Below are 19,371 nucleotides of genomic sequence, written 5' to 3'. Positions count from 1 at the left end.
TCAACTCCTCTTGGCCCACAGCCAGCGACTGGAGTCGGACGGCGATGTGCCGCTGACGGCGCATCAGTGGCGCTCGATTGGCGAGCGGCTGCTCTCCGAGGCCCTGGAGCGGCGCACCGGGAAGCTTCTGCTGGAGGGCCGTGCGCTGGATGCCGAGGCTGAGGAGCGGGCGGTGCGCGCCGCGCACGACGCGCTGTTCGGGCTGGGTGGACTGCAGGCACTGTTGGACGACAGCGAGGTTGAGAACATCGACGCGAACGGGTGTGACCGGGTGTTCGTCCGCTATGCCGACGGGCGGAAGGAGCAGATGGCGCCGATCGCCGCTTCGGACGCTGAGCTGGTGGAGCTGATCCGTACCATCGCGGCCCGGGGTGGCGCCGAGGAGCGTCGGTTCGACCGGGCGGTGCCGCGTCTGAACGTCCAACTTCCCGACGGGTCGCGGATGTTCGCGGTGATGGCCGTCTCCGGCCGGGTCTCGCTGTCGATCCGCCGCCACCGCTACCCGCGGGCCACCTTGCCTGAGCTGCGGAAGCTCGGTGTGTTCGACGCCGAGTTGGAGTCGCTTCTGCGGGCGCTGGTGCTCGCGCGGAAGAACATCATCGTGGCGGGCGGCACCAACGTGGGCAAGACCACGCTGTTGCGGGCGCTCGCGTCGGAGATCCCGTCCTCCGAGCGGCTGGTGACGATCGAGGACACCTACGAGCTGGGTCTGCACGAGGACGGACTGCACCCGGACGTGGTCCCGATGCAGGCACGCGAGGCGAACATCGAGGGCGAGGGCGCGATCGACCAGGCTGAGCTTGTGCGTTGGGGTCTGCGGATGGCCCCGGACCGGGTGATCGTCGGGGAGATCAGGGGCGCCGAGGTGGTGCCGATGTGCAACGCAATGTCGCAGGGCAACGACGGCTCGCTGTCCACGATCCACGCCTCCACCTCCCGAGGCGTGTTCACCAAGCTGGCCGCCTACGCCGTCCAGGCGCCGGAGCGGCTGAGCCTGGAGGCGACGAACCTCCTGGTGGCGTCCGCCGTCCACTTCGTCGTCCACCTCGCTCGGGACACCAGCGGGCGCCGCGCGATCTCCTCGGTCCGCGAGATCATCGGAGCCGACGGGCCCCAGCTTATTTCCAACGAGGTCTACCGTCCCGGCCCGGAGCGACGAGCCGTCTGCAGCACGCCCCTTCGAGCGCAGACCGTTGCGGAACTCGAAGCGACCGGTTTCCTGCCGCCGGTGGCGGCCGGCTTCGGTGGGTGGTCGGAATGAGCGCGCACCTGGCCTTCGTCTCCCTGCTGGGAGCCGGCTTCGGCGCCGGAGCCTGCACGGCCTACTCGGGACTCCGGCCTGGGGAACCCAGCAGCACGCCCGACTGGGGCACAAGCTGGTGGCAGCGCGTCCGTCCGGCGCGCCCGGGCCGTCGCATTGGGGGAGCTGTCGTGGTTGCCGCGGGAGCGGTCGCTTTGACCGGTTGGCCGGTGTCGGCACCACTCGCCGCGCTGGCCGCGTGGGCGCTGCCCGGGCTGCTCGGACGCGACCGCAGAGGACAGCAGGCCATCGATCGGATCGAGGCCATCGCCTCCTGGACCGAGCAGCTACGCGACACACTCAGCGCGGCCGCCGGACTCGAACAGGCGCTCCTCGCCACTGCCGCGACGGCTCCGCTGCCCGTGCGAAAGGAAGTTGCCGCGCTGGCCGAGCGGATCCGGCGCGGACAGCGCCTGCCGGAAGCGCTGCGCGAGCTCGCGGCCGGCCTGGCGGACCCGCTCGGCGACCTGGTGGTCCTGGCCCTCCTCGGCGCCGCCGGCCGCCAGAGCGGTCGGCTCGGTGACCTGCTTGCCGGACTCGCGGCCTCGGCCCGGGAGCAGGCGCAGATGCGCACCCGCACCGCCTCCTCACGAGCCCGGGTCCGGACCTCGGTGCGGATCGTCGTCGGCACGACGCTGGCCATGGCGATGGGCCTGGTCCTGCTGAACCGGGACTACCTGCGGCCATTCGACACCGCGCAAGGGCAGTTCGTGCTGCTGCTCGTGGGCGGGATGTTCGCGGCGGCCTTCGCCTGGCTTCGCAAGATCGCGACCTTCACCGAACCCGCCCGGCTGCTTGCCGCGTCCCAGGTGTCGCAGGAGAGCACGTGATCACCGCTGTGCTGTGCGGCGCCGGGTTCGGCGCCGGGGCCTGGACGTTCTGGCGCGGTGTGCGCCCGCCTCGTGAGGACCTCGCCGATGCCCTCGCCCCGGCGGTAGCCCTGCCGCCGTCGCCAACGGACGTTGAAGCAGGCTGGGCGGCCCGGGCCGGGGCCGCGTCCGTACCGCTGTGGCAACGGTGCCGGTTCCCTGGCGCCAAGACGGCAGCTGACCTGCGCACGCTGGGGATCCCTGTGGAGCGGCACCTCGCGGAGAAGACCACCGCGGCCGTGGCTGGCCTGGTGATGCCTGTGCTGTTCGCCGCGCTCACGGCGCTGGCCGGTGTGCGTATCGGCTGGGTCCTACCGGTCTGGGGCAGCCTGGTCCTCGGCGGTGCGCTGTCCTTCGCCCCTGACCTGATTGTTCGCCAGAAGGCTTCCGAGCGGCGGGCGGAGGTCCGTCACGCCTTGTCGGTCATGCTGGACCTCACCGTCGTCGCGCTCTCCGGCGGCGCCGGCGTCGAGCAGGCGCTCACCGCCGCGGCCTCGGCAGGTCACGGAGTCGGCTTCGCGGCCTTCCGTCGCGCGCTGCAGAAGGCTGACCTCACCCGTACCGCGGCATGGGGGCCGCTGGGCGAACTCGGATCTCAGCTCGGCGTCACCGAGCTGGGCGAACTCGCCGCCACCGCGGCGCTGGCCGGTAGCGAAGGTGCGCGGGTGAAGAACTCCCTGGCCACGAAAGCCGCCACGCTGCGCGGCCACCTGCTGGCCGAAGCGGAGTCAGACGCCGCGTCCGCCACCGAGCGGATGAGCCTGCCGGTGGTCACCCTCTTCGGCGGATTCCTCCTCTTCCTCGGTTACCCCGCCATCACCCACGCCCTCACCGGCCTCTAGCGATTCCCACCTCTCACCACTCGGAGCACCACCATGAGGACCGACCTCACCATTAAGATCCACCTCGTCTGGACCCGCACCCGCCAGCACCTCGCCGACCGGCTGGAGGCCATGCGCCGCGAACCCGACGCCGGCTACACCACCGAAACCGTGGTGATCACGGCCCTTCTGGTCCTCATGGGGATCGCAGCACTCGGCATCCTTGCCGCCAAGGTCGCCGACAAAGCCAACTCGCTCAACTTCTGACGCGCCGTCATGGTCACCAATTCCTCTGCGGACAAGCAGCGGAGGCGCCCAGGCGATCAGGGATCGGCGAGCCCTGAGCTGGTCATCGCCACTTCACTGCTGCTCCTCCTGCTCATGGCGATCGTGCAGTTCGCTCTCGCGTCACACGCTCACCACATCGCGCAGGCGGCCGCAGCCCAGGCGGTAGCAGCGGCCCGCACTCAGAACGCCGACACCGCCACCGGTCAACGCGCCGGTGAGGAACTACTGCGGCAGATCGACTCCGCCAGCCTCCAGCAGACCTCCGTCATCGTCGAGCGGACAGCTACCACGGCCACGGCGGAGGTGCACGGACACGTCATCGAACTCCTGCCCTACCTACGCCTGGACGTCAGCGCCCACGCGGCAGGCCCGGTCGAGCAGCTCACCGGACCAGCAGCCGACGGCTGACCAACCCGACCAATCAAAGGAGATCTCGGCATGTGGGCTCGCGACGACGAACGAGCGAAGGACCGCGGCTCGGTCTCCGTCGAGCTGACGCTGATCACCCCGTTGCTCATCACGTTGGTGCTGCTGGCGGTTGGTGTGGGTCGGTTGGCCGGAGCCCGCCTCGACGTCGAGGACGCGGCCCACCAGGCCGCACGGGCAGCCTCACGCGCTCGCAGCTTCGACGAAGCGCGCGGCGCGGGGCAGCAGATGGCGAACGAGGCCCTGTCGCAGGCGGGAACGTCCTGCCCCCAGCCCGAGACGAACGTTGACACGGACGCCTTCCACCCCGGCGGCCAGGTCGTGGTCACGGTCAGCTGCACGGTCGCGCTCGCCGATCTCTCAGCTGTCCCGCTGCCCGGTCATCAGACGATCACCGCAGCGTTCACCGCTCCCTTGGACACCTACACCTCGGACACGCCATGACTCCCGAGCCGCTGCCGGACGCTGCTGTCGGCAGAGCGGGTGACGAAGGATCGGTCACAGCCTTCACCGTCACCATCATCGCCGCATTGATCGCACTCCTCGGTCTGGTCGCCGACGGCGGACTCGCCCTGGCCGCCAAGGTCCAAGCCGCCGGCGAAGCCCAGGAAGCCGCCCGAGCGGGAGCACGCCACCTCGACCTCGACCGTCTCCGGACCGACCACACCATCGATCTCGGACCCGACGCCGCACAGAACGCCGCCACCAACTACCTCGACGCAGCAGGTGCCCAGGGCCGGGTCAACGCCACGGCGGATGAGGTCACGGTCACCGTCGAACACACCCAGCGCACCCAACTCCTCTCCCTCGTCGGCGTTACCTCGCTGCACGTCACCGCCACCGCAACCGCCCATGCCGCCTGGCGAGACGGCACACCGTGACCCGCAAGACCACCCGCCTCCCGCGCTTCGATCGCCTCCGAGCGCTCGGTCGCGCGCTCGCCGCCGGCGTCGCCCTCGCTGCGCTCGTCGTCGGGCTCCCATGCGCTCTCACCTGGTGCGCTGAGCCCTTGGACCTCACCCATGTGCCGACCTGGGGCGAGCTCAGCGCCGAACTGACCGGCGGAGTCTCGCTCTTTACGCTCATGCGGATGCTGGTCCTCGTCGGGTGGGCACTGTGGCTGTTGATCTGCGGGCAGACCCTGTACGAAGTGGCATGGTGCGTAGCTCGCCTGCCGCAGCTCCTGCGTGCTGGACCAGGGGAGCAGCCACCCATCCTTCGTGTACGCCGCACGCTCACTGGCGCCCTGGTCATCAGCGTCGTTCTCGGCCTCCTCACCCTGCTACGGCCGACAGCGGGCTCTGCCGCCGCCTCCCCGCTGACCTTCACCGCCGCGCCCGTAGCCGCCACAGCGAGCCCGGCACCGACCGTCAAGGCCGTCCGCGTCGAGAGCAACAGCACCAACGCGACATGCGAGGTGCTCCCCGGTGACACCCTGTGGGACCTCGCGGAGCGCCACCTCGGCAACCCGCTGCGCTGGAAGGAGATCTACCAGCTCAACAGTGGTCGGGCACAAGGCGACGGCAGCCGACTCGCCGACCCTGACACCATTCGGCCTGGCTGGATCTTCCTTCTCCCCGCCGCCGGTGTCGTAAAGCCCGAGCCAAATGCCGCAGCCCCGTCAGGGCCTGTGGCCAGCCGTAGCACCCAGCCGCCGGCACCAGCAGCAGTGCCACCGGCACCGCCAAGTCGCCCAGCCCCCAAGGCGCCTCTGCCGGGACCGCGGCCACCCGCGGCGGCTCCCACCGCCAAGCCGGCGCCGACGACTCCGGCAGCCGTCCACGCAGCACCACCCGGCCTCGAACTCCCCGCAGGTGCTGGCTATCTGGCGCTCTCCGTCGGTATCGCCCTCAGCGCCGCTGCTGTGGCACGAACCCTCTACCGCCGACGCACCTACCAGCCCGGGCGGATCGGCCCGGCCGGGCACCCGAAGGAAACGCGGCCGGAGGAGGCCACGCTCACAGCTTCCCTGCGGCGCATCAGTCGCCTCCGCTCGGGCGACGCAGCATCTGCGCCTCTGGACGACACGCCGATCGGCACCCGGGCGGAAGATTTCAAGTCCAGTGAGACGGTCGTGACGCTATGAGGTTTGTGGTGCGGGTTCCCTGCGCTTGGCGGGGTCGTTGATCCACGCTGTCTTCGGGATCTCGGGTGGTCTGGGGCGGCGGCCGAAGCGTTCGGGGTGGCGTGTGTAGGCCTCGGCGAGGGTGACGGCCCGCTGGTCGCGGATCTCCTCGGCGGTGCCGAAGTGGACGCTGGCGGGCGTGTGTAGTCCGATGCCTGAGTGCCTGTGCTCGTGGTTGTAGTACGAGATGAAGGCGTCGAACCATTCGCGGGCGTGGGCCAGGGATTCGAACCGTTCGGGATAGTCGGACATGTACTTGGTGGTCTTGAACTGGGCTTCGCTGTAGGGGTTGTCGTTGGAGACCTTCGGGCGCGAATGGCTTCTGGTGACGCCGAGGTCGATCAGCAGCTGGGAGACCTTCTTGGAGGTCATGGAGGTGCCGCGGTCGGCGTGCACGGTCTCGGGGACGATGCCGTTGCGCGTGATGGTGTCGCGGATCAACTCCTCGGCTCGCTCGGCTGATTCGGCCGCCTCGACGGTGTGGCCGACGATGTAGCGGCTGAAGATGTCGATGATGACGTAGGCGTGGTACCAGATGCCCTTGCTTGGGCCGGCCGCTTTGGTGATGTCCCAGGTGAAGACCTGCGACGGGCCGTCGGCGACCAGTTCGGGCACCGTCTTGGCCGGGTGGGTGGCCTGGCGGCGGCGCTCACCGGACTGCCCCCGCTCACGCAGGATCCGGTACATCGTGGAGACCGAGCAGTGGTAGTGCCCGGTGTCCAGCTCACGGGCCCAGATCTGCGCGGGCGCCAGCTCGGCGTACTCGGGGCTGTTCATCAACTCCATTACCGCGTCACGCTCTTCGGCCGTCAGGGCCGACGGCTGGACCTGCGGCGACCTTGGCTCGCGCACGGGCGTCGGCTTCAGGCTGCGGTAGTGGGTGGCCCGGGAGCGGCCGGTCAGCCGGCACGCGGCTGTGACGCCCAGCTCGTGTTCGACGGCGGCGAACGCCTCGTCCACGACGGGATCGGCGGCGTGCCTCAGTCCGCGCTCTCGGAGATCATTTCCAAGAGCGCCGACGCTTTTCCCAGGACCTCCAACGCGGCCTTGTTCCGGGCGAGTTCCTTCTCCAGCCGTTCCACCTGGCGGCGCAGCTTCTCGTTCTCGACCTCGGCGGCGGACTTCTTCGGGCGGGCCGGGCTCGTGCGGTGGTCGACCAGGTTCTCCAGGGCCCCGGCATCGCGCGCGGCCCGCCACTCGGTGACGTGCGAGTGGTACAGGCGCTCGCGGCGCAGGACCGCGCCCTTCTCGCCCTCGGGCGCGGCGTCGTACTCGGCCACGATCCGAAGCTTGTACTCGGGACTGAACGTGCGGCGCTTCGGCCGGGGAGCCGGGTCGGCTGCGGACGGATTGGTGCTGGTCATCAGGGGTGGAACTCCTACTCGGGCCCTCTCAGGCTAACCCGACAAAGCGGGACGTCTCACCCAAGGCTGACAGAGAGGGGGGCCCCTACAGCTCGGACTGCTCGAACTACTGACACGCCACCCAGCCGGCCTGCTCGCACTCAGCGGCCCCGGTGCCGACGACGCGGCCCGAGCTCTACTGGCTGCTGCGGTCACCCATCCCGCGGAACTCGAACTGATCATCCCCGACACGCTCGCCTACCACCTTGCTCCGACCCTCGGAACACGCAAGCCGTGGCCCGGCTGCTCACACGTTCGCGACGCCCGGCAGGCCCTGGACGCCGTTGATGAACGGCTCCTGACACGCCGCCGGGGACGCGAGGAAGCGGGCACCTCCGAGGTCGTTGGCTTGCAGCGGCTGATCGTGGTGCTGCTCGGCCACGTCGAGGAGCAGGACGCTCTGCGCCTGCGTGCCGTGCTCAGTAACGGCCGACCACACGGGCTGGCCGCGGTCCAACTCGCCGACGCCCCCATGCACGAGGCAATGAAGCTCCACGTGCAGGCCGACGGGCACGCCACGCTCGCACCGCCGCACGGCGCCACCACAACGCCGATCCGGCTCTTTCACCTGAAAGCCGACGCCGCGGACATCCTTCTCCAGCTAGTTCCGGAGCCCGCACAGTCAGAATCCCCTGCCGGCACCGGCGCGGAGCAGCAGGAACCCGCCGAGAATGCGCCAGACATCCGTGAGAGTGGACCTTCGGCCTCGGCGGTCGCGCCGGAGAACACAGAAACCATCGACGTCGCGAATTCAGAGCGACAGGCAGAGCGTTTGCAAGACCCGGGAGCTGAAACGCTCCAGAATGAGAACTCGTCACCGATGGAAAAAGCCGGTGGGAACCGGGGGAGTGTGCCTGGCGGAGAAAGAACTCGGCCCGTCCGGATCCGCTTGCTTGGCCCGCTCACCGTCACCGTCCACGGGAAAACGGTCACGCGCGGCCTGGTCGGGTACGCGGGCGAGCTGCTGGCCTACCTCGCGGTCCACCCACATCCGGTGACCAAGGAAGCGATCCTCGAAGCCATCTGGCCGGAGCGCACGCCGCAGGCGGCGACCCAGGCCTTCAACACTGCGAAGACCAGCGTCCGCACCGCCCTGCGCCAGGCGCTGGCCGCGACTACATCGGTCAACGGCATCCTCACGACCGGCGATCTGTCGCACATCAACTACGAACTCATCGGCACCGACCTCGCCGACTTCGACGACGCCGTCCGAGCAACTGCATCCGCCACCGACGCGGTCGACCGCCTGGCAGCCCACCGTCGCGTCGCCGACCTCTATACCGGTGAACTGTGCGCGGGTGCGTCCTACGACTGGGCCGAGCCCGCCCGTGAGGACCTCCGCCGGCGAGCCCTGGACGCCCTCGGGGCCCTCGCCTCCGCGGCTGCACCCGAAGACCCGGAGCGTGCGATGACCTACCTGGACCAGGCCATCGGCATCGACCGCTACAACGAGCAGCTGTACATCCGCCTCGCGCAGCTCCAGGCCGCGCACGGCCGCCTTGACGCGGTCCGCCTGACCACGGAGCGCCTCACCTCAAGTCTTGGCGAACTCGGAGAGAAGCCCTGCCCGCCCACGAGCCGAGCGCTGCAGGAACTCCTCCATCCCACCTCCACGCCGAAGTACGGCACCCGTCCGGCTCCGCCCGTTCGGCGGCCCGTCATGACGCCGGTGACTCGCGGAGCCAGGCCATGATCCAGCCCCCGTCTCGGCTGCAGACATCGCACGGGGTTAGCGCGTCACGTTGACGGGGCGAGTCCGCTGTTGACGATGCGGGCCCAGAGGCTGTGATGCCACTCGTTGGCGTCGGGAGCGGGCTCGGCGGTCAGGATCGGATTCGGGCCCGTCTCGATGAGGTGCAGCAGGGCCCAGGCGACGCCGTAGCAGTCGTCCGGGCCGAAGCAGGCGACCAGCGCTTGGGCCTCTTCGCCGGTGACGGGTTTGGCGATGGCCTCGAGCTGGCCGTAACGCCGGTCGATCTCCTCTCCGTCGGCGTCCCAATCGGGGAGAGGGCCGTCGGCTACGAACGCCTGCACTTCTGGTCTCATCCACGAATGATCGACCGCTACGGCTGGCTGAGGCAAGGTGCTCCGCCAGGGCACGCGGCAACTGTCTCTGCCTGCGAGGTGGCTGTGGGGAAGGCGGGGCGCTCGTCGAACCGTTCGTGGTGCCGGAGGCAGTGTGGTGGAGCTGTCCGAGCAGGCGGTTGAAGAGGTGGCGCTGGGCGGCGGCGTGCCAGTCTCCGTGTTTGCGGCGGGCGCGGTAGTGGGCGCCGGGTGAGGCGGTGAGGGCAGAGAACGCCCAGAGGTAGCCGACACGTTGAGACGGTCGTTCTTGACCATGCGCCGGCCGGTGTGGCTCTTCTCGAGCCGCTCGGTGTCGTTCTGCGGAGAGTCGTCGCTGAGCGCTGGCCAATGGGGTGCCCTGATAAGGACGTCCTTCAGCCTGTCCGATGGGGTGTCCCGCTAGTCATCGGACACCCCGGGCCATGTCATATGTGCAGGCCAGGGCCCGGACGGAGGCGGGATGGGCAGCCAGACTGCTTACCGGGGTAGGTCCCTTCCCGGTCTCCCACGCGCGGCCGCCTCAGATCGCTGCAACCGGCCTCCGCCCCCTGGCGTCGGCGCCGGCTTCGTTTCCCGTCTTCTTGCCGGTTGTATCGGTCGTCGCAGATCACAGAGGTCAGGGCAGCCGCCCGCTAGCGAGCCGCGAGAGGGCGCGTCGCCGTAGCGAAGCGGAGGCCAGCGCCTGTCCGTGGCCGCTGTCCGTGGCCGCTGTCCGTGGCCGCTGTCGGTGGCCGCTGTCGGTGGCCGCTGTCGGTGGCCGCTGTCGGTGGCCGCTGTCGGTGGCCGCTGTCCGTGGCCGCTGTCCGTAGCCGCTGTCCGTGGGCCGGGGTGAAGTGCCGGCGCTCCGGGCCCCCAGGTTTCACCCGATCGGGTGGCGTTCGGGCCGTCACGGCGGGGCGTGTCCTGTGATTCGGTCGTGCAATCACAATTCAACGACCGAATGTGTCGAGTGCCCGGAAATCAACGACGCAAGGCGTCGTGAAAACCCCGGAATTCCAGCATTTCTGAGCCCCGTATGCGACTTCACATCGTCCCGGGATCGAGCTATCTTTTAAATGTGCCCGGGAAAGCCGGGTGGCGGGAATCCCGTCGAAGTCCACCAATGAAATCCGGCGACGGGCGAAATGTGCCCGATTGTGAAAGTGGAAAGGGAATTGAAATGCAGTCGGAAGAGGTTCTGAATGCGGTGCAGATGCGGCCCGAGCACGCGGGCCGGCAGGTCGAGTTCACCACCGTGGTCACCCCGGAGACGGAGGCGGTCGGGCTGGGGGAGCTCGGTGACGAGGTGGTCCTGCGTGGGCGGGTGTCGCGGGTGGAGAACGGGACGACCGGCGGGCGGAACTGGTCGCGGATCACCTGCTTCGTCGAACACCTCAACGGTCTGGTCCGGGTGGTCAGCGTCCTGGGTTCGAACCGCAGGGTGAAGCTGCTGTCCGAGCCCGCGTCCGAGCCGGCCCCCGCCCCTGCGCCGGCCTCCGCTGTCGGAACGCCAGCCGCAAAGCCGCCCGCGCGGACGTTCCGCATCGATGCCGACGCTATCCGGCCCCGGAACGCCGACTGCCCCGACACCACGCTGCGCACGGAGTTGAGCCGGGCGCTCCACGCGGCAAGTGACCCGTACGCCTTCGACCACGACGGCGACGCGGAGCGGGCCCACAACGTAGTCGCCGGCCTGAAGGCTCAGCTTCGCGCCCAGGGTCCGCTCGTCCTGACCGAGGACCAGGTCGACCGTGCCATCACCCTGCTGGACACGTGGTCCAGCCACGGTGCTGACCTGTCCCGCCAGCTGACCGACCTGACCGCCCGCACCGACACCTGACCCGCACGTCTCGGGATGGGGCCCGGCCAGCCCGGACCCCGTTCCCGTGGCCCCGCACCCCGAGCCGTGCCACACCGGCGCCTCGATCCGCAACGCCAACACCAATGCCACAAGAGGAGATTCACCATGACCGATACCCTCACCGCCGACGCCACCACCACGCCGCCCCCTGACAAGCCCGCCGCCGACCCGTACACCGACCCCGCGCCCGAGCGTGCGGACCGGGAGGTGCGCGTCAGCCCCCGCTACCTGGCCGGGAGCGGGTTCGACACGGATGCGGCGATGGAGCCCCTGACCGGCGAGGCCGGTTGGAACGCCTGGAGCGACGAGCTCGCCAACTGCCACATCAGCAGCCCGTGCGGGCGTGCCTACCTGGGCTTCCTGCCGGAGCACAACCCGGAGCCGGTCGGCCTGTGGAAGGCGTGGGTGCGCCCGCACCACCACGGCCAGCGGACCTGGATGGCGGCGTTCTCCGAGGACATGCCCTACGAGTTCATCGCCGCCTTCACCGCCAACTGGGCCGAGGGGTATCGCCCGGATGACCCGACGTTCGCCGAGCCGGACGAGGGACACCGCGACGGGGTGGAGAAAGTGCTGACGGTCCTTCGGGACGCTGGGTGGGACCGTGACCCGAGCACCGGGCCGGGCCGCACCGTGGAGCGGTGGACGGCCCCGGACGGTCGCGCCGGGGTGGAGGTGCGGGCGCACACGCGCGGTGACGCCGAGCACGAGATCCTGCACGGCGATGCCCGCTGGACCGTCTGGGCCGCGCCCGCCCCCTACCGTCGCCCGATGTGGGACGCCGTGTTCTCCACCGGCACCCCGACCGGCCTGATCGCCGCCTTCTGCCGAGCCCTGGCCGAGTCGGCCCCGCTGATCCGCGAGGACCACCACATCCCGCGCCCCTGCCGGGACACGATCACCCGCACCTGACGGTGACTGAGGTGGTGCCGTCCCCGCTGCAATCGGGGGCGGCACCACCACGCAGCCTCCCACACCACAACCACCAAGACACGCCCGGAGGCCACCGTGAGCACCCGCTCGATCATCGCCCGCCTCACCCCCGACGGCTTCGCCGGACGCTACGTCCACGAGGAAGGCTGCCCCATTGACCGCGTCCCGATCCTGCTGACCGCCATCCAGGAGCACTTCGCCGGCGACATCGAGGCCGCCGCCCGGTTCTACCTGGACGACCACCCAGCCGGATGGCTTTCCTTGGGCACCGACTTCACCATCGAGCCCACCTACCACGGCCCCGCCGGTGCCGCTGACGCCATGCACAACCGGTGCTTCTGCCACGGCCGCGACGACGAAGGCCCCACCCTCCTGACTCACGCCAGCGTCGACCCGCTGTGGCACGAGTGGATCTACCTCCTGCGCCCCGACGGCCTGCAGATCATCCGCACCGACTGGAGGAAGTGCACCCAGGACACCTGGGCGAGCCACCTCCTGCCCTGGACCACCAACCCGCACTCCCCGCTCCCCACCACCCTGCGCCACTGACCCCACCCCAACACCCACACAGCGGCCGGGCCATGACCGGCCCGGCCGCCCCACCCCGAAAGCGATAGCGCCTGTGACCACCATCGCCGCCCGCGCCCGCGAGGCCGCCGCCCACCTGCACACCGCCCGGACCACCGCCCCCGAACATCGCAAGCACGCCACCGCGCGCGCCCGCGCCCGCCTGCGGATCGCCACCCTCCTCGCCCTGGCCCCGACCGCCATCACCACCGAGACCGACGACCAGCGCACCACCGAACTCAACACCGCGCTCATCCTGAGCGCCGCCGACCCCGCCGACCCGGGCGCCGTCTACCGATTCAGCATCCTCGACCCCCGCTTCCACGACGACACCCTGCACCTCCTGCGCCCCTGCCCGGCCTGCGGTGGTGAGGTCCCCGTCCGCGAGGTCCGCACCGTGGTCGACCTCGCCGACGCCCACCGGCCGGTCGACATCCCGGCCGACAGCCCGCTGCCCGCGCACCTGGCCGACGCCTTCGCCGACGACCCCGGCCACCGCACCCCCTGCCCGGCCGCCCCCTGAACCAACTCAGCATGCCCAACCGCCCGACCGCAGGCACACACCCCCAAACCCCGAACGGAGACACGAACATGACCAGCCCGACCCCCACGCCCGCCCCGCTGCCCACGCCCGACCAGGAGATGGCCGCCGCCCTCGTGAGCGCCCACCTCGCCGCCCCGCCCCACCCCGGCACCGACCGGGGCGAGGCCCTGTCCGAGCTGATCGCGCTGATCTGCCTCACCGCGGACGACCTCGACCAGACCCTCAAGGAGACCCGGGCCAGGATCTCCGCCGTCCAGCTCGACCTCGACGTCCTCGCCACCGGCGCCCCGCTCACCGCGAGCATCGACCAGCCCACTCTCGCCGCCGCCGGGGCCATCCTCGACATCCTCACCGCCGTCAGCCGCACCCAGACCCACCACCTGCGCCTGCTGATCCGCTCCTACAAGCAGCTCAACATCACCGGTCCGAACCGCAACTGACGTCACAACACCTCCCGCCGCGCGCAGCGGCAGAAAGGACACCCGACCGTGTCCCAGCGTCACCTCACCGTCGGCGACCTCCTCGGCAGCCTCACCGGCATCGACCCCCGCACCCCCGTCCGCCTGGCCCTGTCCCCGGAGTGGCCCTTCGAGCACTACGTCGGCGCCGTCACCGCCACGCCCACCATCCCCGCCACCAGCACGGACCCGAACCCCCACACCGAGCCGCGCGGCGCGGTCTGGATCGGCGACGGCGGCCAGATCGGCCACCTCCCGGCCGAGGCCTGGGTCGAGCTCCACCACGACCCCTACGACGACATCCCCGGCGCCGCCTGAACAACCGCTCAGCGGCCACATCACCGAAGCACTGCCTAACAACCCGTCCGGCTGATCTGCAATGTCCGCCGTACGGCGCCGGCCGGGGCGAACCACGCCCCGGCCACCCGACACGTATCTCACGCCCCAACGGAGGGACGCCCCCCATGCCCGCTCACGAGCGCCCGCCCGCCGACCTGAACACCCTGCGCACCGCCGCCGCGACCCTGCTCGCCGCCGCGACCGCCGCCGCCCTGGCGAACGACGACCGCCTCACCGAAGCCCGCACCGAGATCAACCGGACCGCGCCTCACGGCATCCGCCAGCCCGGCCACACCGACCTCGTCCGCCGCGAGGCCACCTACCGCCTCGCCCACGCCGCCCGCCTGGACCCGCCCGGACTCCTGACCCCCAACATCGCCGAAGCGCTCGCCAATCGCGACCGCGCCTGGCCCCGCCCCATCCGCCGCACCGCCCTCCTCGCCGCCACCGCCCACCTGCCCGCCACCCCCGGCCCCATCCCGTCCCCGCCCACGCCGCCGAGCGTGCCCACCATCACCACCGCCCAGCTCACCACCACCTTCCACGCCGCCGCCCGCCACGCCGCCACCCACCTGCGCAGCGCCCGCACTCGCACCCTCGCCCACGCCCTGGCCACCGCCGCCCACGAGGCCGCCCGCGACCTGCCCAACGGTTACGGCCTCCTCCTCGAGCGCGAACTGATCCTGCGCCTCGCGCTCACCCTCGCCCTGCCCGCCACCGGCGCCCTCGCTCCCGGACTGGACACCGCCCTCGCCCACGCCACCAGGGCCGCCACCCGCACCGAACTCGCCGACCTGATCCTCACGGCCGCGCGCCCCACCGCCACGCGAACGGCGGCGCCTGTGGCGCAGGTGAGCCGTGTCCGGTTCGTGCCCCGTCAGCGCGGCCGTACCGGCACCTGCCCGTGCGTCTGCTCGACGGGCGGGTTCTGCGGCGGCTGCGGTCACGCCGACTGCGGCCGCCGCTGACCGCCCCTCCCCGGGGCCGCCCTCACCGGGCGGCCCCCGGACACCCCAACCACGCACAGCCAACAGGCCCGAGGAGGCCCTCCATGTCCCAGACCATGACCACCAACACCACGACCGCCACGCAGCCGGTCACCGCGCTGACCGGCGCGACCGCCGCCGTCTACACCGAACTCTGCGGCCAGCAGTCCGTCACCGCCGCCGCCCTGGCCGTGGCCGCCGAGGTCAGCCCCTCCGCCGCCCGCAAGGCCCTCGTCAGCCTCGAACAGCGCGGCCTGGCCCACCGCACCCCCGGCGGCAACGACCGCACCCGCAAGCTCCCCGACCTCTGGCACCCCGCCACCTTCACGCACGGGAGCGCGGACACCGGCAGCGCACCGGAGCGACCGCACGGCAGCAATGCCGAGGAGCAGAACACCTCGCAGGACGCAGCCGTGAGCACGGCAGCGGGTGAACCGGCGACCGCGACCGCGCCGGACGGGCCGGAAGCAGCCACCGAGAGCGGTGACTGCTCGGAGCCGAATGCGGACACGCCAGCGGAGCAGTACGACCAGGACCGGGACGGCCACGCGGAACGGGAGCTGCGGGATGGCACCGGCGAGAACGGACGGGGTGTCTCCTCCACAGCAGCGAACGAGGAAGCGGAGTTGCCGCAGGGCGAGGGGAGCCCGGACGGCTCCGGCGATGGCGACGTCGAGACGTCCCAAACGCCGCCGCACGCAGACACCGAGACCCCGTTCAACGCCGACACCGTGGCCGCGTCGGACGCCGGAGAGGGCGCTGACGACGCGGAGTTGACGGGTGACCCGCTGACTGTGGACGCCAGCCCGCAGGAGGAGCACGCTTCGCCTGGTACGCCGGAGTCCGACGCGGGCGAAAGCGGACCGGCCGCCCCGACAACCAGCACCGGGCAACCGGACGCCGCCCAGGATGAGATGCGCCGAACCCCGGACAGCGACGGAGCCCCCGGCGAGCACATCTGCGTCTGCACGACCTGCGGCACCCACATGGCCCCACGCCCCCGCAAGCGCCCCGTCACCCCCACCACCGGGGGATCCCGCCTGGCGCCGGGTCAACTCCACCAGCTGGTTCTGGAGCACCTGCGGGCCAACCCGGAGCAGGACTGGACGCCCACCAAGGTCTCCCAGGCCTTGGGCCGGTCCTCCGGAGCCATCGCCAACGCCCTGGACACCATGGTCAGCCGGGGCGAGGCCGTCATGACCAACGACAAGCCCCGCCGCTTCCAGGCAGCTCCGAGCGGAACCTCGGAGGCGCCGAGCACGGAGTGATCGGCATGCACCGGCACCGCCCCTTGGGTCACCCCCAGGGGCGGTCCCCCAACCGCTCGGCTCGGCATTACTCAACTGGTGTTGCACAACCGGAGACTGGGTGAGTGCCGTGTCCGGCACTGGCTGAGGGCCCAGCGTGTTGGTGATCGTCTGCTGCCTTGGTGTCCTGGGGTGCGTGAGACGCTGCTGAGCGAGACCGGTTGAGAGAACGGTCGCGGCGACCGTGGTGCATGCTGTTCCGGTGAGTGATCCTCAGACGGCATGGCAAGCATGGCTGGGCAGCCTGGATGCGCCGCGACAGGCCGTCGCGCTGTCGCTACGCGCCCAGTTCGAGACTCTCGGGGCGGCTGATGGTGCGGACTGGGCGAGGTCCGAGATCAGCGAGGACCTGCCGCATCTCGCCCGCTTCCTGCTGCTCCGAGGACTGTGGCGCAGTCCGATTGACGGTTGGGCCGACCCGGGCGCGCTCGATCAACTTCCGGCTGCTCGGCGGCTCCTCGCCGCTGGAGCGGACAGGGCTGACCTGGTTCTCCTGGCCCGAGCTGTGGCCTATGAATCGGTGTTCGCAACGCTCGATGAGCTTGACGCCGGCGGTGACGTGAACGTCTCGGATGTGGGCGTCGGCTGGGTGGTCATGGAGGCCGGCGAAGACGGCTCATCGAGCGGACGATGCCTCTCGGGCCTGCACGAGGAACTCCTCACCATGGATCCGAGCGGACGTGACGGGGATGACCTCTGGAGGTAGGCCTGATCCACTCGGCCGATAGCCACGCGTGTGACCGCCCTCGAGGCAACGCGCTCAGCCTTGTGTAGACCAACGTGCTTACGACGGATCGTGGTTCCAGTCTTCCCCGCTCGTGATGTCGAGGGCCCCGTCGTGCAGGACGAAGTGGCGGGCCGCATTGTCGTCAACTGTGACCGGGGGACGGCTGGTGTTCTGGAATGCCTCGGTTCGCAATCGGAAGTGGGCGGGGTTGGTGCCTTTCACGGCGCGCAGGCGCCACGGGGTGTCTTCGGTAGTTCCGGGGGCGGGCGGCATGGCCAGGTGCACGAGGGCGGAGGCGTCGTGGGGTATGCCGTAGCGCGTGTGTGCCGCAGCATAGGTGGCCAGTCGGAGCTCGGCCTCCGGTGGACCGGGGATCGCTGTGGTTTCTGGGGCGGGCTGCTGCGGTGCGTCGGCGGCCGAGCGTGCTCGGTCCTGGTCACGGAGGTCGGCGAGGAAATCTGGTTGCTGGGCCGTCTGTTGCAGCACTGAGGTGAACCAGTCGGCGAGGGCTGGGCCGCCGCGCCGGGCCCAGCGCTCGATCAGGCGGCGGAAGGCGGCTTCACGGCGGTAGGGCAGGCGGTGCGCGCCGGCGGTGAAGATCGCCTCGCCCGCTCCGGCGAAGGCCCGGTGGAAATCGTGCACCGGGACGCGCTGAGCGCCGCCGGCGGAGCGGACCATCCGGATGTGCAGCATGGCGCGGTGGAGGAGGGTCGCGGCGGCCATGGCGTTGGCGCCCAAGCGTCCCTCCCGCGGGGAGTCGGGCCAGGCGGGTTGGCTGTCGCGGGGTGGTGTGGTCGCGTCGGCCCGGTGTCCGGCGGCGGACAGGTACCAGCAGCGGTCGTCCGGGCGGAGGTCAGCTGTCACCGCGCGGAGTGTGCCGCGGGCTCCGATGCCGATCGACACCCCACCCGCCTCTGTTCGAAGCGTGGCGCCCCGGGCGTCGTGGGAATCGAAGCGGACCGCGGTAATGTCGCGCAGCCGTATGCCCAGCGTCGCGGCCTCGGGAGAGGCGCCGTCGTCCACGGGATAGCAACGGGCGACAGCCAGTTCGAGATAGCCGACGAGACGGCCGCCGGCCCGCTCCACCCGCAGATGGCGGACCTCGGCCGACGACAGGTCGTAGTCGGCGGCCAGACTCTCCGCGTTCTGCGGCGTCACCGCCATCACCGGCGCCATCACCCGTCCCAGATAGTCACGACCTGGCACGTACGGCTTCACGGGCGCGAGTAGCTCGTCCAAGGAGTGTCCGGCTGCGGAGGCCTGCTCCAGCATCCAGGCGCGTCTCTCCTCCCCGAGGCTGGCCATCCACTCCAACGCCGCGAGCGCACGACGTTCGCGCCCGCTTCGCGTGCCGGCCGTCGCCGCCCCGAACAGCGGGAAGGTGTTGTTGTCCCACACGTCCGCCACCACGCTGATGGTCTCCCGGTCGAAGCGGCGGGCATCCGAGGAGGCGTCAGCGATCTGCACCAGCGAGCGATCCAGCAAGGCCCCGAGAGCGGCGATCGAGGAACCTCGCCGGCCCGGTGGCGCTCCACGCAGACCGCCTTTACCCGCACGGCGCCATGGAGAGGGGACATCGAGGTTGACCATGCCAGGATCGTCGCACGAAAGGTGAGCACGTCGAACAGACACTTGAGCGCGTTCGCTGGCCACGTCGGCGTGAACGAGCACGCAGTTCTCCGAGCACCTCGGGACTCCCTGCGGCTGGGGCCTACAGTTTCCCCTCGGGCCCGGTAGCGGCAGGCGGTACTACCTCGATGATCGTGGCCGTGCCGACAATCGGCCTGCCCTCGTGCATGGTGATCACGTCTCCAGGCTTGACATGGCGCCACTGTTCGGGGCAAAGCGGAGCCAGGCGGACCGTACCGACCTCTCCCGGCGCCAGCTCAAGCGCATCCTCCACCCACAGCCGTGCAACGTTCACGGCCTGCCCGCCGTCGGGTTCTGGATTGCCGATGTCCCAGAGCGGCCGGAGTTGCCCCTGCCCGGAGAATGCGGTCCGGCGTCCGCCCTCCTGCGTGCTCAGCAGACTCAACCTAGCCCGGAAAGTGCCGTGCTGGGTCTCCCCGGCCCGCCACTCGCACCAGTGGGCGCTGTGGTCCAGCATCATCTGGCGGGCGGCGTCCGCCAGTAGTGACCAGAACGGCAACGGGACAGGGCGCTCGTCCGCGATCTCCATCAGGAGGTCCAGGACGAGCCCCCACTCCTGGTGCCGTTGGTAGTCGCGGACGTCGTCGACCGTCACGCCGTTTTCGGCGCGGGCTCCCTCGGGGAGCAGATCGGTCGCTCGCCGAAGGAGCGTGAAGGCATCGTCCATGAGGGCATTGTCCAAGGTCGTCAACAACCTGGTCGGTCAGCCCGGCAAGATCGGCCT

23 protein-coding genes and 1 pseudogene are annotated in these 19,371 nt (G+C 70.6%); 18 read left to right on the top strand and 6 right to left on the bottom strand.

Annotated elements, in window-relative coordinates; all coding sequences use genetic code 11:
- The first annotated feature begins 46 nt into the window (after positions 1–46).
- The 8 genes from OG403_RS06125 (at position 47) to OG403_RS06090 (ending at position 5,790) form a co-directional block, all read left to right on the top strand.
- On the top strand, positions 47–1,261 hold the full coding sequence (locus tag OG403_RS06125) for a CpaF family protein (RefSeq protein ID WP_329562061.1): 1,215 nt from the start codon (positions 47–49) through the stop codon (positions 1,259–1,261).
- A gap of 209 nt (positions 1,262–1,470) precedes the next feature.
- On the top strand, positions 1,471–2,130 hold the full coding sequence (locus OG403_RS06120; RefSeq protein WP_329562060.1) for a type II secretion system F family protein: 660 nt from the start codon (positions 1,471–1,473) through the stop codon (positions 2,128–2,130).
- On the top strand, positions 2,127–3,011 hold the full coding sequence (locus tag OG403_RS06115; protein WP_329562059.1) for a type II secretion system F family protein: 885 nt from the start codon (positions 2,127–2,129) through the stop codon (positions 3,009–3,011). The genes OG403_RS06120 and OG403_RS06115 overlap by 4 nt, the downstream gene beginning before the upstream one ends.
- Before the next feature lie 33 nt (positions 3,012–3,044).
- The gene (locus OG403_RS06110; protein ID WP_329562058.1) at positions 3,045–3,257 is read left to right on the top strand and encodes a hypothetical protein; all 213 of its coding nucleotides are present in this window, start codon (positions 3,045–3,047) and stop codon (positions 3,255–3,257) included.
- 9 nt (positions 3,258–3,266) lie between these two features.
- On the top strand, positions 3,267–3,686 hold the full coding sequence (locus OG403_RS06105) for a TadE/TadG family type IV pilus assembly protein (RefSeq protein WP_329562057.1): 420 nt from the start codon (positions 3,267–3,269) through the stop codon (positions 3,684–3,686).
- Between the two features lie 30 nt (positions 3,687–3,716).
- A complete protein-coding gene (locus OG403_RS06100) occupies positions 3,717–4,148 on the top strand; it encodes a TadE family protein (protein WP_329562055.1) in 432 nt (143 codons plus the stop codon).
- A complete protein-coding gene (locus OG403_RS06095; RefSeq protein ID WP_329562053.1) occupies positions 4,145–4,585 on the top strand; it encodes a pilus assembly protein TadG-related protein in 441 nt (146 codons plus the stop codon). The genes OG403_RS06100 and OG403_RS06095 overlap by 4 nt, the downstream gene beginning before the upstream one ends.
- Positions 4,582–5,790, top strand: coding sequence for a LysM peptidoglycan-binding domain-containing protein (locus tag OG403_RS06090; RefSeq protein ID WP_329562052.1), 1,209 nt, complete (start codon positions 4,582–4,584; stop codon positions 5,788–5,790). The genes OG403_RS06095 and OG403_RS06090 overlap by 4 nt, the downstream gene beginning before the upstream one ends.
- Here OG403_RS06090 and OG403_RS06085 read toward each other — a convergent pair.
- On the bottom strand, positions 5,785–6,789 hold the full coding sequence (locus tag OG403_RS06085) for an IS3 family transposase (RefSeq protein WP_329560509.1): 1,005 nt from the start codon (positions 6,787–6,789) through the stop codon (positions 5,785–5,787). The two genes, OG403_RS06090 and OG403_RS06085, sit on opposite strands and share 6 nt — an antisense overlap.
- A 20-nt stretch (positions 6,790–6,809) precedes the next feature.
- A complete protein-coding gene (locus OG403_RS06080) occupies positions 6,810–7,193 on the bottom strand; it encodes a hypothetical protein (protein WP_329560511.1) in 384 nt (127 codons plus the stop codon).
- 388 nt (positions 7,194–7,581) lie between these two features.
- Between OG403_RS06080 and OG403_RS06075 the strand changes: the two genes are divergently transcribed.
- Positions 7,582–8,925 (top strand): AfsR/SARP family transcriptional regulator, encoded by a 1,344-nt coding sequence (locus OG403_RS06075; RefSeq protein ID WP_329562050.1) that lies wholly within the window; start codon positions 7,582–7,584, stop codon positions 8,923–8,925.
- Positions 8,926–8,969: 44 nt separating this feature from the next.
- Here OG403_RS06075 and OG403_RS06070 read toward each other — a convergent pair whose 3' ends face one another.
- Both OG403_RS06070 and OG403_RS06065 read right to left on the bottom strand, forming a co-directional pair.
- Positions 8,970–9,278: a hypothetical protein gene (locus tag OG403_RS06070; protein ID WP_329562048.1), complete on the bottom strand. Its 309-nt coding sequence runs from the start codon at positions 9,276–9,278 to the stop codon at positions 8,970–8,972.
- Positions 9,279–9,295: 17 nt separating this feature from the next.
- Positions 9,296–9,593: pseudogene (locus OG403_RS06065) on the bottom strand (hypothetical protein); the annotation flags it as partial.
- 805 nt (positions 9,594–10,398) lie between these two features.
- Between OG403_RS06065 and OG403_RS06060 the strand changes: the two are divergent.
- From OG403_RS06060 to OG403_RS06020, 9 genes are all read left to right on the top strand, one after another.
- Entirely contained in the window at positions 10,399–11,115 is a 717-nt protein-coding gene (locus tag OG403_RS06060) for a hypothetical protein (RefSeq protein WP_329562047.1), read from the top strand.
- Between the two features lie 126 nt (positions 11,116–11,241).
- Positions 11,242–12,048 carry a DUF317 domain-containing protein gene (locus OG403_RS06055; RefSeq protein WP_329562045.1) on the top strand — a complete coding sequence of 269 codons (807 nt, stop codon included), beginning with the start codon at positions 11,242–11,244 and terminating at the stop codon, positions 12,046–12,048.
- A gap of 96 nt (positions 12,049–12,144) precedes the next feature.
- On the top strand, positions 12,145–12,618 hold the full coding sequence (locus OG403_RS06050) for a hypothetical protein (protein WP_329562044.1): 474 nt from the start codon (positions 12,145–12,147) through the stop codon (positions 12,616–12,618).
- A gap of 73 nt (positions 12,619–12,691) precedes the next feature.
- Positions 12,692–13,159 (top strand): hypothetical protein, encoded by a 468-nt coding sequence (locus OG403_RS06045; protein ID WP_329562043.1) that lies wholly within the window; start codon positions 12,692–12,694, stop codon positions 13,157–13,159.
- Positions 13,160–13,227: 68 nt separating this feature from the next.
- Positions 13,228–13,620, top strand: coding sequence for a hypothetical protein (locus OG403_RS06040; protein WP_329562042.1), 393 nt, complete (start codon positions 13,228–13,230; stop codon positions 13,618–13,620).
- A gap of 48 nt (positions 13,621–13,668) precedes the next feature.
- Positions 13,669–13,956 carry a hypothetical protein gene (locus OG403_RS06035; protein WP_329562040.1) on the top strand — a complete coding sequence of 96 codons (288 nt, stop codon included), beginning with the start codon at positions 13,669–13,671 and terminating at the stop codon, positions 13,954–13,956.
- A gap of 146 nt (positions 13,957–14,102) precedes the next feature.
- Positions 14,103–14,945 carry a hypothetical protein gene (locus OG403_RS06030; protein ID WP_329562039.1) on the top strand — a complete coding sequence of 281 codons (843 nt, stop codon included), beginning with the start codon at positions 14,103–14,105 and terminating at the stop codon, positions 14,943–14,945.
- Between the two features lie 83 nt (positions 14,946–15,028).
- A complete protein-coding gene (locus OG403_RS06025) occupies positions 15,029–16,231 on the top strand; it encodes a hypothetical protein (protein ID WP_329562038.1) in 1,203 nt (400 codons plus the stop codon).
- A 241-nt stretch (positions 16,232–16,472) separates the two neighbouring features.
- On the top strand, positions 16,473–16,976 hold the full coding sequence (locus OG403_RS06020; protein ID WP_329562037.1) for a hypothetical protein: 504 nt from the start codon (positions 16,473–16,475) through the stop codon (positions 16,974–16,976).
- Positions 16,977–17,054: 78 nt separating this feature from the next.
- On the opposite strand, the gene OG403_RS06015 is transcribed toward OG403_RS06020, so the two are convergent.
- Positions 17,055–18,587, bottom strand: a complete 1,533-nt coding sequence (locus OG403_RS06015) for a hypothetical protein (RefSeq protein ID WP_329562036.1) — start codon at positions 18,585–18,587, stop codon at positions 17,055–17,057.
- A 121-nt stretch (positions 18,588–18,708) separates the two neighbouring features.
- A complete protein-coding gene (locus OG403_RS06010; RefSeq protein ID WP_329562035.1) occupies positions 18,709–19,314 on the bottom strand; it encodes a hypothetical protein in 606 nt (201 codons plus the stop codon).
- Positions 19,315–19,371 lie beyond the last annotated feature (57 nt).

It is taken from the genome of Kitasatospora sp. NBC_01266 (assembly GCF_036242395.1).
Lineage (GTDB): Bacteria > Actinomycetota > Actinomycetes > Streptomycetales > Streptomycetaceae > Kitasatospora.
This window is presented reverse-complemented; position numbering and strand designations above follow the sequence as displayed.

What these genes read in the sequence shown, in the direction of transcription:
- OG403_RS06040 (WP_329562042.1), top strand. Translation starts at nt 13,228, where the DNA reads ATGACCAGCCCGACCCCCACGCCCGCCCCGCTGCCCACGCCCGACCAG.
- OG403_RS06055 (WP_329562045.1), top strand. Translation starts at nt 11,242, where the DNA reads ATGACCGATACCCTCACCGCCGACGCCACCACCACGCCGCCCCCTGAC.
- OG403_RS06080 (WP_329560511.1), bottom strand. Translation starts at nt 7,193, where the DNA reads ATGACCAGCACCAATCCGTCCGCAGCCGACCCGGCTCCCCGGCCGAAG.
- OG403_RS06110 (WP_329562058.1), top strand. Translation starts at nt 3,045, where the DNA reads ATGAGGACCGACCTCACCATTAAGATCCACCTCGTCTGGACCCGCACC.
- OG403_RS06010 (WP_329562035.1), bottom strand. Translation starts at nt 19,314, where the DNA reads ATGGACGATGCCTTCACGCTCCTTCGGCGAGCGACCGATCTGCTCCCC.
- OG403_RS06030 (WP_329562039.1), top strand. Translation starts at nt 14,103, where the DNA reads ATGCCCGCTCACGAGCGCCCGCCCGCCGACCTGAACACCCTGCGCACC.
- OG403_RS06100 (WP_329562055.1), top strand. Translation starts at nt 3,717, where the DNA reads ATGTGGGCTCGCGACGACGAACGAGCGAAGGACCGCGGCTCGGTCTCC.
- OG403_RS06025 (WP_329562038.1), top strand. Translation starts at nt 15,029, where the DNA reads ATGTCCCAGACCATGACCACCAACACCACGACCGCCACGCAGCCGGTC.
- OG403_RS06060 (WP_329562047.1), top strand. Translation starts at nt 10,399, where the DNA reads ATGAAATCCGGCGACGGGCGAAATGTGCCCGATTGTGAAAGTGGAAAG.
- OG403_RS06105 (WP_329562057.1), top strand. Translation starts at nt 3,267, where the DNA reads ATGGTCACCAATTCCTCTGCGGACAAGCAGCGGAGGCGCCCAGGCGAT.
- OG403_RS06070 (WP_329562048.1), bottom strand. Translation starts at nt 9,278, where the DNA reads ATGAGACCAGAAGTGCAGGCGTTCGTAGCCGACGGCCCTCTCCCCGAT.
- OG403_RS06015 (WP_329562036.1), bottom strand. Translation starts at nt 18,587, where the DNA reads ATGGTCAACCTCGATGTCCCCTCTCCATGGCGCCGTGCGGGTAAAGGC.
- OG403_RS06095 (WP_329562053.1), top strand. Translation starts at nt 4,145, where the DNA reads ATGACTCCCGAGCCGCTGCCGGACGCTGCTGTCGGCAGAGCGGGTGAC.